The 11588-nt window shown below is 43.2% G+C and carries 9 protein-coding genes; 1 reads left to right on the forward strand and 8 read right to left on the reverse strand.

Features of this window, described 5'->3' with window-relative positions:
• Positions 1-97 precede the first annotated feature (97 nt).
• Positions 98-1438, forward strand: a complete 1341-nt coding sequence (locus tag LLF92_12275; protein MCE5341882.1) for an MFS transporter — start codon at positions 98-100, stop codon at positions 1436-1438.
• A gap of 184 nt (positions 1439-1622) precedes the next feature.
• Here the strand turns inward: LLF92_12275 and LLF92_12280 are convergent, their stop codons facing one another.
• The 8 genes from LLF92_12280 to LLF92_12315 form a co-directional block, all read right to left on the reverse strand.
• Positions 1623-2861 carry a DegT/DnrJ/EryC1/StrS family aminotransferase gene (locus LLF92_12280; protein MCE5341883.1) on the reverse strand — a complete coding sequence of 413 codons (1239 nt, stop codon included), beginning with the start codon at positions 2859-2861 and terminating at the stop codon, positions 1623-1625.
• 37 nt (positions 2862-2898) lie between these two features.
• A complete protein-coding gene (locus LLF92_12285; protein ID MCE5341884.1) occupies positions 2899-3786 on the reverse strand; it encodes an amidohydrolase family protein in 888 nt (295 codons plus the stop codon).
• Position 3787: 1 nt separating this feature from the next.
• Complete coding sequence (locus tag LLF92_12290) at positions 3788-4645, reverse strand: Gfo/Idh/MocA family oxidoreductase (GenBank protein ID MCE5341885.1); 858 nt, start codon at positions 4643-4645, stop codon at positions 3788-3790.
• Between the two features lie 94 nt (positions 4646-4739).
• The gene (locus tag LLF92_12295; GenBank protein MCE5341886.1) at positions 4740-5735 is read right to left on the reverse strand and encodes a hypothetical protein; all 996 of its coding nucleotides are present in this window, start codon (positions 5733-5735) and stop codon (positions 4740-4742) included.
• A gap of 243 nt (positions 5736-5978) precedes the next feature.
• On the reverse strand, positions 5979-6806 hold the full coding sequence (locus tag LLF92_12300; protein MCE5341887.1) for a type II secretion system GspH family protein: 828 nt from the start codon (positions 6804-6806) through the stop codon (positions 5979-5981).
• Positions 6807-6987: 181 nt separating this feature from the next.
• Positions 6988-8307 carry a sugar phosphate isomerase/epimerase gene (locus LLF92_12305; protein MCE5341888.1) on the reverse strand — a complete coding sequence of 440 codons (1320 nt, stop codon included), beginning with the start codon at positions 8305-8307 and terminating at the stop codon, positions 6988-6990.
• 184 nt (positions 8308-8491) lie between these two features.
• A complete protein-coding gene (locus LLF92_12310) occupies positions 8492-10273 on the reverse strand; it encodes a hypothetical protein (GenBank protein ID MCE5341889.1) in 1782 nt (593 codons plus the stop codon).
• 81 nt (positions 10274-10354) lie between these two features.
• The coding region (locus LLF92_12315) for a PEP-CTERM sorting domain-containing protein (GenBank protein ID MCE5341890.1) at positions 10355-11588 on the reverse strand (1234 nt) is incomplete at its 5' end.

Genomic DNA, 11588 nt, shown 5'->3' on the forward strand with positions numbered 1-11588 from the left:
GATATTTGAAGATTTGACCACAGCGAGGTTTTATGATTGTTATGCTATCAGACTTATATATAATTTGTAATCTGGCATTGCCGGATTAGGATAAAAAATGACAGCGAATAATAACGGTTCGTCAAAAAGCAGCATTGAACTGATTTTGCGAGCCTTAAAACATAAGAATTACAGACTTTACTTTGCCGGACACGGAACGTCACTGATTGGCACATGGATGCAGCAGCTTGCGATGAGCTGGCTTGTTTACCGACTCACCGGCTCGGCGTTTTATCTTGGATTAGTCCCCTTTTGCAGCCAAATACCTGTTTTTCTTGGCGCACCGATTGCCGGCGTAATTGCCGACCATAGCCCAAAACGCCGAATCCTGATAACCACACAAATTTTAGCTATGCTGCAGGCTTTTCTCCTTGCTGCGCTGGTTTTCTTCGGAAAAATAAATCTGATATGGATAATCACGCTAAGCATTTTAATCGGAATCATCAACGCATTCGATATTCCAACCAGACAGGCTTTCATTTATGAAATCGTGGATAACGAAGAAGATTTGCCAAATGCGATTGCATTAAATTCTCTTATCTTTAACGCAGCCAGATTGATAGGCCCTTCTATTGCCGGTTTTTTAATTGCAATCACCGGCAACGAATACGTCTGTTTCTTTATCAATGGAATAAGCTTTTTAGCTGTTATTTATTCGCTTGTCGCAATGAAAATTACTCGGCCTATTCAGAAAAAATCTGTGTCGAATATTCTTGCGGGCTTAAAAGACGGTGCGAAATACGCCTTCGGTTTTGTTCCAATCAGAACGGTATTGCTTTTTACAGCGTTCATTAGTATCGTAGCAGTACCCTATTCTGTACTTCTGCCGATTTTTGCAAAAGATATTCTGCACGGCGATTCAAGAACACTTGGTATGCTTACATCTGCGATTGGAATTGGCGCACTTGTGGGCGCTATATTCCTGGCGATACAAAAAAATCCGCGGCGATTCGACAATATAGTTGTTTTCGCCGGAGGCGTTTTCGCTGTTGGTTTAATAGGATTCTCCTTATCGCAGGTGCTCTGGCTGTCGCTTTTATTGATAGTTCTGCCGGGCTTTGGCTTAATGGTGCAGTCGGCGTCGACAAATATTATTCTGCAAACTATCACAGACGACGACAAACGAGGCCGGGTAATGAGCTTTCACGTAATGGCATTTGTAGGCACCGCACCGTTCGGCAACCTTCTTGCCGGCGTTGTCGCTGAAAGAATCGGCGCACCACACACACTGCTGCTGTGCGGAGTATGCACGATAATAATTATGCTGTTTTTCGTTTTCCAGATTCCGCGTCTGCGTCAACTGATTCATCCGATATATGTCCGCAAAGGGATTATACCTGAAGAAGTGGCACAGGGCTTGAGCACTGCAACGCAAATTGCCGCTGAAACTAAAGAGTAACTTAATGGAACGCAACTTTACGGCACTTGCACCCATCATACTTTTTAGGCTCAGACGACTTTTACATACTATGCGCACATGCAAACGCCTCAGGCGTCTAAAACCTTGCACTGTATTGCTCTGCCCAAACCTTGAACTTAGTATCAGTTAGTATCCAAACCTCATTTGAAAAATCTCTGCATCTTTATTTTCGATAAGCGGTTTCAACTTTGTTTAGAGCAGCCAGAATATTATTAATATCTGATTCGCTCCAACTTTCAAATAAATGTACAATAAAATGAGCCTCAACTGCTTCACGAGTATTTTTCATTTCAAAAGAAGGATTTCTTGGGCCTTTATAATCGGAGCAGTTCCATGGGAATCCGCTCTTACCAAAAACGGCCTTATCTTTGAACCACGGGAATGTACAAGGTACATGGTTATAGTCTGGATTAACCATGACGCCTTCTGCCGCCAGTGCCTTGCAAAAAGTCTGTTTATCAACACGAACTACATTTGAATCAAATTTCAACCGAACAAACCAATATGAACTTTCAGTATCCGGCACCTGCCAGCCCATTGAAACAGCTCTGGATTTCTTGAGGCCTTCTCTAAGAAGACCGGCCAATTTGCGTCTTTTCTCAATTATGCCTGGAAGTTTCTTTATTTGCACGCTGCCGATGCAGGCTGAAAGATCATTCAAATTGCAATTCAAGCCGGCGACAACATTGTTTTCAACAGACAAATTGAACGGTTTGCCACGGTCAGCAAAACGTCTGCCCTGCCAATGAAGCTTTTCATTGCGGGTGTAAACAACCCCGCCCTGCCCGCCGGTACAATGATGCTTGCCGAACATTGTTGAAAAAGCGGCAACATCACCAAAAGTTCCAACCATTTTACCTTTGTATTTTGCGGCGTGTGCCTGGGCACAATCCTCAACCAAATATAAATTATGCTCCCGCGCCAGAGCGATAATCGGGTCCATGTCAACAGGTTCTCCGCCTATATGGGCAACCAGAATTGCTCGTGTACGTTCATTTATCAAAGGCTTGATTCCATCAGCACAAACGTTGAAACTGCGTGGATCGCTATCAGCCATAACCGGCACACAGCCTGCAAATACAACCGGCGTTACGCCTCCATTATCGGTAATCGGCGGCACTATGACTTCGGACAATGCATCTAATTGCAGAGCTCCCAGGGCACAAAACACAGCATTGGTGCCGGAGTTGACGCCGTCGGCAAAACCACCTTGCATGAAATCGACAAAATCCTTTTCGTATTGCTTTTCTACAGGTCCGTTATATCCAAACGCCTCGCCGGTTTTGATAGCATCATCAAACAGACGCATAACGGCAAGTTTTTCTTGTTCGTCAAATAGCTTGCGAGGAGATAAAGGTTTTTCGAAAATTGGTTTACCACCGTCTATTGCCAACCGTTCCATAAATGTTTTCCCTTTATAACTTAGATTTAAAAAAAAATTATAAATTCAGAATCCTGGAAACATTTCCAGATGTGATTTTATTATACGCGGAAGATGATATTTTACCTTGCTTGAGCGCATCAGTTAACCATTCGACGTGCTGCATATCGTTATCAACCGCACAATAATCCTGGCCTAAAAGCAAGCGATCCTGAAATTCTTCGATAAATTTCCAGGCATGCTCTGTATCTCGTGAGAGCGCATTAAGGCCGCTGCCTGCCGAAAGGTCTGCGTACAGATTCGGATAATTGCGCAGCAATCTCGGTACAGCGCCGCCGGGCGTAACTTTGCCTACGGGGTATGAATTTTTATCCTGCCATTTTAAGTCGCCGCTTATTTCGCTCCAGAAAGCCTGGCTGTGACCAATTAATTTCAAATTTGGAAGTTTTTTCAGCACAAATTCCAAATATGGTAAATTTATGAAATCCAGAACACCATAGGAATTTTCATCCGGCGTTGTCGTGTGGAAAAGAACAGGGAATCCGACAATACTACAGGCTTCCAAGAGAGCCAATAAACTTGGATCATTCCAAAAAACTCGGCAAGCCATTTCGCCAAGCCCTTTACAGCCCAAAGCTTTGTACTGCTCAAGATATCTGACGAACACATCGGCGGTAATCATATCCGGCCTGCAAGGCAGACGCGGATCGAGATTGCAGAAGGGAATAAATCTGCCCGGATACTTCTCACAAATGGACAATACCTCGCCTATGCTTTGATGTTCCGCAGGCGCTTCGGCATTATTGAGCGGCAGAATTACAGCCTTGTCTATTCCTTTGGAATTCATCATGCTGATTTGCTGCTCGGCCGATAGGAATGGTTTCGTACCGAAACGAGAACAGATTTTTGGAGAAACATACACATGTGCATGAACGTCTATTATCATTTTAACCTACTCTTTCCACTTTATGGCTCTTTAATGAGCGTGCCAACGCTTCGAGAATTTTTATTGGAACTATTAGATTTTCGTGCGTTTCCGGCTCCTGCCTCGTTAAGAACATACGAGTAAAAGTTTTTATGCCTGCAAGATACGGATTGGAATCAAAAGTAATATTCTCAAATACGCCGCCTTTTTCACCGACAGCACCAATCGAGAAACCGGAGCACCCTTCTTTAATGAAGTTCAGCGTTATTATTTTATTATCTGAGTAAATCAGTTGTCCTGTTGCTCCATTTGGATTCCTGGAAATAAAAACCCGGTCAACATTAAAACCAAATGCCTTGAGAGCCATTTCAACCTGATGAATCCCATAGAAGAAAATACCTCCATACGGACTGTCAACGTCGCATACTCCATACGTTGCTCCGGCCAAAACCAGTCCCATCCTGTCCTTCTTTAAAATAAACTGCCTGATTTTTTTTTGTTCAGGAACAACACTAAAACTTGTAACAGGCGATCCTGTCTGTTTTGCTAATTTGAGAAACTTTTCACCTTTAGCAGAATTAAAACACAAAGGTTTATCGATAAAAACAGGAATGCCCTTTTTAATAAAAGGAAGTGCCGCATCAAGATGGTACTTCGGATGACGATGATCGACGATCAATGCGTCAATTTTGCCCAGCATTTCCAAAGGATTTTCGACAATATTCGGTATTTTCCCCTCTTTTGCAACAGCCTGTGCCAGTTTTCTTGTTTCACCCCACAAAAACTTCACACTGCAGTTTTTTATCTTTTTTTCAATGTTGATGGTTTTAGCGATAGCAAGTGAATGTGAATTCTCGCTTCCAATAATTCCTATTTTCATATATTTTCCTTAATTATTCAAAGTTAAACACGTCGAAACAAATGGGATGACTTCGCAAGGTATTTGCTGGGGTACGCATATCGGAAGTCGTAAATTACACGGCTGAAAAATATGTCGCTGCACCCATTTCACCCATTGTTTTGAGGCCTGGGGCGGCGGACAGTATCGATTTTACTGCATTGAGTGTAATTGCACAAGTTGCAATGTCGCCATTTACGCCACCGGCAATAGTAGAATCAATATTTGGAATTCCATTGACCATGATACGATCATAGGATTGCGGCTCACCGACGGCAGCCCTGAATTCGAGTGTAATTACTTCTCTGTTGCCTACAAAGCCCCGCCCTGTCTGATACACTCCTCGTGCCATGCCTTTTAGAATTGGTTTGAAGCCGCTATGAATATCAATATCTGCGATAATCGGCTCAAGGGTTTCTTCGTTTCGATCCAAATTCCAGCCCATTCTGGCGGCAATAAAATCAACAGATTCCGGAAGGCCTACATGGCGAAGCGTACCATTTCTGTGTTTTTCACGAAATTCATCGAGCGATAGACCTGCTCCAATTTTCTGCTGGAACGGCACACGTCGTATTGACGCATCCTGCACGCGCCAGACATGAATAGAATCAACTTTTTGGCATACACCTGTCAAAACTGTGGGCAAATATTCCATCAGAAAACCCGGATTAACTCCTGTGCCAATACAAGTAACACCGGATTGTTTGCAAATTACATCCAGCCGTTTCGATATTTCGGGCTGTGTCCGCCAGGGAAACGCAAGTTCTTCACAGGTCGAAACAATATGCAAACCAGCTTTAGCTAATTCAACAGCTTGAGGTTCGAATTTGACAAGGCTTGAGACGGTAGTAACAACAGCGACCTGCGCTTTCTTGCCTTTCAAAGCTTCTGTAAGGGAACTGCATATTGGAATACCCAACAACCCAAGACCACAAAACTCACCGAGGTCTTTGCCTATTTTGGCGGGATCAGGGTCAACCGCACCCAAAATATTAAAGACTCCCCGCTCAAGGGCAAAACGCACAATTTTCTGTCCCAAGGGTCCCAACCCAAGATGAACTATATTAATCATAACTTGTCATCCAAAATATTAGCCTGTACGCATGACTTCGTAAAATTCGATGAACGCAAATGGCCAAAGCAGTTTGAAATTTTAAAAAATGATTTATGTTTACATTTCTCCAGAGAATTTGATAAAAAACTCTTGTTTGAATATATCCGGCTACCTTGAAATGCGATGTAAACAGTAACCTTCCATATAAAACACCTGGCCAGAACTTATATTCCCATTTTGCGGAATTATGATCAGTTGGACTTACCTGGGAAATTGACGACAATCGCCCCAGGCAGAATGGTCCTGCTCTGTATCAACCGGTTTAAATTCCGGTGAATTAAAATTCTTCCATACAGCATGGCAGTCCACGTAGAGCATATTAATACCGTCGTTAATGCGTAACTTCTTGGGATGATACAGTTCCTGCCATTTTGCTAATGGCACTACCATTGAAGGAGGAATAGCAAATGAACTTACATTGTTAAGACATAAAATTGTACCTGAACTATTTTTAATCTGTTCTACCTTTACCTGCAAAACCGGCAATCTCATACCTGCTTCGGTATTTAGCGAACCGGTACGTTGATAACAACCGAATCCCGGAGCGTAACCGCCGCAGCCAAGTGCACGATGATTATACCCGTATGAAGGAGCCGTTCCCGAACAAAACCAGTAATACCAGTTCGAGTCTTTATTTTTTTGTCCGTACAACATATCCCTATGGTCGTATTTTGCAAATTCCACTGAAAAATACTTCTCGTAAACCGGGGACGTAAAAACTTTTCCGGTTTTGGTGTAAGGAACAAGTTTCTGCTGCCAGTAGACGTTGGTAAAATCATCTCCATCTTTCCCACTCGCCCTGGGCGGCATATAATCGGGGGGCAGAGTGCCTTTATTATCACTGATGTACATAAACATACTCGACCCGGTTGATTTTAAGTTTGTGGCATCAATAACTTTTATGGCCTGTTCACGAGCCTTCTGTAATGAAGGCATCAGAACCGCCAGAAGCAATGCTATTATTGAAATCACAACGAGGAGCTCAACCAAGGTAAAACCCGTTGATCTGATATTTCTTCTGTTCATCATTCCTCCATTTTCTTCAATTTTGCAAAATAAATTTGAATCTTGAGACCAAACAACTCTCGATATTTTCGTCTGTAACATTATCACTTCCAAAATAATATATACGTTAAATGCTAATCAGTACGTCATATTAATATAGTATAGCACGTATCGTAGATAGTTGTCAATGTTTTTTTTACTTTTTTCATGTCCCGCCGGTCGGTTCATTTGCTTTGCTACTATAGCCATCAAAAACTACATCCACCTTGCAATTTTTATCAATTATAGAATTACACTCCTTCGTATAACGTTCAACATATTGTTCGGCCAGATGTTCAGGCAGACTATCGCGGTACTTTTGTGAAAATCTGACTGACACAATAGCATGTTTGCTATGAGAAACACGTTTTTTTGCGGAAAAGGCACCATTGAACAAAAGTTCCTCTTCCGGAATAGCATCTTCTGTACGAACCTGCTTACATAACCACGGTCTCGCATTACTCTGTTCCAGAAGTTCTATCCACAAATTAACATCTTCTGGCCTTTTCACATAAAAAATCGCAATCAGCGGGACATTATGCTGCCTGGCAATTGAAGCAAAAGCCGAAAGACCCGCCCTGATTATAACCTTGTCTTTGACAGGTTGGTGAACATGATATATTTCATGGGATATGGCGTCCCAATTACTCGCATAATGCTGCGGCGACACCCCCATTCCGGTTAAATTCGCTCCGATACAATTCGAAGCACAGCCCCATAATGCTATATTTTCCGGCAAGAAATTACGGAGCCTCTTATAATGTTCCGCTGTCCACTGATAACGTAAATCAATCCACTGCTGGCGATATGTATTTGCCGGGTTTTCCCAGAAATCTTTATCAGATTGGTCGGGCAGTTCCATTTTCGTAGCATTGTAAAACTTTTCCCTGCAATGGGAACATCCACAGGTATATATATCCGGTAAAAATTGCAGATCATCGGACATCAGGGCATCATATTTGATCTTTTCCACATGTCTTCCGATAAAGGCCAGATAAGCTTTCTGATAATCAGGATTGTTGGGGCAGAAACATTCGTTGTTCCAGCCTTCATGGTAAACCGGTTTATTGTCCTTACTTGATATTTGCCTCCAATCGGCGAGCTTTGAACCATTAAAACTCAGTTCATCACAATTATCAGGATAAAAAGGCACATGATGCCTGTTCCTGATTCTGATTTCCCAGCGATCATTTACATTCCGTACTCGGTGTACAAATGTTGCGGAATGATGCTCAACAACTCTAAGACCATGACTATGGCAGATTTCTGTAATTCTTGCCAAAATCTCAAGAACGCGATCAAGTACCGGGAGATAATCCCACCTGAAATGGAATCCGAATATAACAACTGCATTAATCCCCGCCTTAGAGAAGATTTGCGCACGATTTTCCCATTTCTTTTCGATAGCATAATCAGGCCACTCAAGGTCTTCCCATGTCATCCACCAAGATGTGAATTTAGCCTCTTTTATCCAGTCAAATTTCATTATTTATCTCTCATTTCAAAGAAGTTACTTTTATAATATAATGTTATGCAACAATTCAATCGTACAGCCTTTATAAAATTATCATTTTGGACAAAAACTTTATTCTCTAAATTATTACTAAGATTTCAAAAAAAGCTCAGGGGACTGTATTAAACAGCCCCTGAACTTTATCACTTACTACCCATTATGGATTGTTGTCCTTAAGCCAATCATTAGCAATTATACCAAGATCCCTCATATTAACCGTCTTATCACTGTTCAAATCAGAAGCTATCGGATCAAACGGATCTGACATCAACCACTGATCAGTGAAAATAGCCAGATCGTCGAGATTAACTACACAGTTCTCGTCCAAATCGCCCTGATAACCCTGTCCAATCTTATGCACCTCGTAACAATTGGCGGGAGTGGTAATCACATCGCCGACCAAAAAGAAGCCAAGCGAACCAGTAGTTCCACTAATCTGTTTCTTTGTTGTGTCAATAGAACTCGTAATGTCAACCCACTGATTAGTCTGATATTGATAAATCTTCAGATCGGCCTCTGTCGTGCCAAGTTGAGCCGACAGCAGATCGTTATAGCGAATCACGATGCCGACATTCGAAACCGAAGCGGTATTTTGGAAATTCCAGGCGCCTATAACACGATAAGGATTTACCGGCAGATCAGAACGGCCCTCGCAAAGCAGATTGCCTGTCAAAGTTCCAGCCGTTGACGAATTAAAAGTGATCTTTGCACTGTTAATCAAATCAATATCAGTATCTGCGACATCTTCGCCCCAGTTGTAACTATTTGTTCCTGCTGCGACCGCAATAGACGGAAGAACCAGCCGGCCCTTGTTTACAGCGTACCATCCGTTAGCACCGCCAACTGCGTTATCGACAGGCTCTTGAACAGAACTCATGGAAGAAAAATCCAAATCTCTGTCGATCCCATAACCATTGGCATCGATAATACCTGAATTGGACAGTGCTCCGCCAAATACTACAGTACCCCAACCATTGAAGATACCAATATTGGCTCGCACTGTTAAATTTGTATAGGTACCGTTCATAGTACCTGTCGTATTTTCATTACCAAAATTAAACGTCGCTTCTTTAGCAAGATCACTATTTCCAATTATTAAATCCGTCGGATTTGTCGGCGTGGCAAAATCCTGGAAAGTAATAGTACCGCCACTCATATTGAACACGCCGTTGCAATCCTGATTTGCCAGCGATATCTTGTTGGTTAATATCGAGCCGCCATACATGTTGAACTCAGCGTCACATCTCAAATCTGCACCAGGCGACAAGTTGCCCACGATAAGTGAGGCATTAACTCCGCGGTCACATGTTGTCGTTATGGTGCCGGCATACATATCATATTTAACGTCACTATTATCGTGCGGGAAAGCACCGCCATATTCAGGCTGCATTGAGCCAAGCCTGATCTGGCCTATAATATTACCACCATACTGCCATACATTATTACGGTGTTCCTCCGCATTCAATTCACCAATTAAGCGAATGGTGTAATCACCTTCCTGGAGATACAGAGTTCCGCCGCTGGTGCCTGGCTCGCCACCGTCAAGGAAATAACCCAGGATTATCCCCTGGACATAAATATCTGCCCCATGGCCAATGGCATTAACTACCGGGACGTTGTTGTCGTCTACCTCACGGATAATACAAACTCTGTCATCATCGACCAAAACAGTATCTCCCCACGTTGTTCCAATTGGTTGTTCGAATACAACTCCCCAACGAGGAATGGAAAACCATCCCACTCCCCCCATGTCAAACCATGGCGTCGTGAGATCGTAGTACCAGTCACTATTCAAGGGATCATTCGGGTCCTCCGTGTTGTATGTTCGCCAGTCCTCAAAGAAATAGGATCTCCGTGGATCATAAGCAAACAGCCGACTGGCATTCGTCATTATTACTAATCCAATAATAATAAATTTTAGAAATAATTTATAATTCATGTCAGAACTCCTTGAGAACGCCTTTCAACTATGTTTTGGGAGGACACAATGTCCTCCCAAAACAATCAAAGTCAATACGTATTAGCGGCTTCTTTTTCTTAGAAGCGCGGCACCGATACCCAGAATAATAAGGGTGGTCGGCTCAGGAACACCTACTGCGAATGTTCCTAATGAATCTGTCGATATAGATATTATGTTGGAAAGCGAATCAACCGTACCCGGCAGAACTTCCCAAGCACCATTAACCAGTTTGTATACATTGAGTAGTGATTCATCAATGCCAAGCTCTGCTGCCTTAGCATCATCAAATCTGAAAGCAATATTGGCGTTGGCAAATGCCAGTTGGTCCATCTGCCATACTGCCAGGAATGCCAAACCGTCATGAGCAGCAACATCGCTGCGATCTTCGGCCAAAAGTGCAGCAGTGAGATTGCCAGCAGAAGCACCTGTGAAAGTTACACGGAAACTGTTGACAAGACTGGTCGTAGTGAAATAGGAATCGTCGCCCCAGTTATAGCTGCCATTACCTGCTGCAACTGCAATGCTCGGCAGAAGAAGTCTGCCACAATTAACAGCAAACCATCCATTTGTGCCTGTATTTATAGTGTTATAAATCTCAACATGGTTAAACTGCGAGAGATCAAGGTCGCGGTCAATACCATAACCATCGGCCTTGACAACGCCGTCGTTGTAGAGTCTTGCAGCATAGTCACTGCTTTGGACGCCACCCAGATCAAAAGTGCCCCAACCACGCAGCATGGAATTACGGCTATCAATTAAAAGACTTGCTGTGTTGGCCATCTGAATAGTTCCAGTGCCGGCAGCATCTCCGAGATTGAATTCGGATTGAACCGAACCTGACCCTGAACCAATCGCACCAATCTGGAAATTTCCGCCATACTGAACACCATTGAGTGTGCCGCCTGTCATGTTATAAATGCCCGTGGAGCCGGCCTTGCCGACTGCGAAGCCGTTCGTTGTTAGTGTACCACCGGTCTGAGTCATTGTTACGGTACCACCACCAGCGTCGCCAACTACGAAGCCGTTGGTCCGAGCTGTCATCTGACCGCCATTCAGGTTGATCGTGGCATCATTACCACCACCGATACGCACGCCATTGCTCGTAAATATACCGCCATTCTGGGTGACAACCGCTTCTCCGCCTTGTCCGATAGTGGACTGGTTAGTTATATTCAGGTTAGCACCATTTTCAACATTCATACTTGACGCTTGGCCCCAATATCCTATCCACAAACCTAACGCAGAGGCATCGCTGTCGACAATAGCCATATTATTTGCCGGATCATCACCAGTA

This window comes from Planctomycetaceae bacterium, from assembly GCA_021371795.1.
Lineage (GTDB): Bacteria > Planctomycetota > Phycisphaerae > Sedimentisphaerales > UBA12454 > UBA12454.

Excerpts from the sequence above, each read along its gene's own strand:
- LLF92_12310 (MCE5341889.1), bottom strand. The coding sequence starts at position 10,273 with ATGAATTATAAATTATTTCTAAAATTTATTATTATTGGATTAGTAATA.
- LLF92_12280 (MCE5341883.1), bottom strand. The coding sequence starts at position 2,861 with ATGGAACGGTTGGCAATAGACGGTGGTAAACCAATTTTCGAAAAACCT.
- LLF92_12275 (MCE5341882.1), top strand. The coding sequence starts at position 98 with ATGACAGCGAATAATAACGGTTCGTCAAAAAGCAGCATTGAACTGATT.
- LLF92_12300 (MCE5341887.1), bottom strand. The coding sequence starts at position 6,806 with ATGATGAACAGAAGAAATATCAGATCAACGGGTTTTACCTTGGTTGAG.
- LLF92_12305 (MCE5341888.1), bottom strand. The coding sequence starts at position 8,307 with ATGAAATTTGACTGGATAAAAGAGGCTAAATTCACATCTTGGTGGATG.
- LLF92_12290 (MCE5341885.1), bottom strand. The coding sequence starts at position 4,645 with ATGAAAATAGGAATTATTGGAAGCGAGAATTCACATTCACTTGCTATC.
- LLF92_12285 (MCE5341884.1), bottom strand. The coding sequence starts at position 3,786 with ATGATAATAGACGTTCATGCACATGTGTATGTTTCTCCAAAAATCTGT.
- LLF92_12295 (MCE5341886.1), bottom strand. The coding sequence starts at position 5,735 with ATGATTAATATAGTTCATCTTGGGTTGGGACCCTTGGGACAGAAAATT.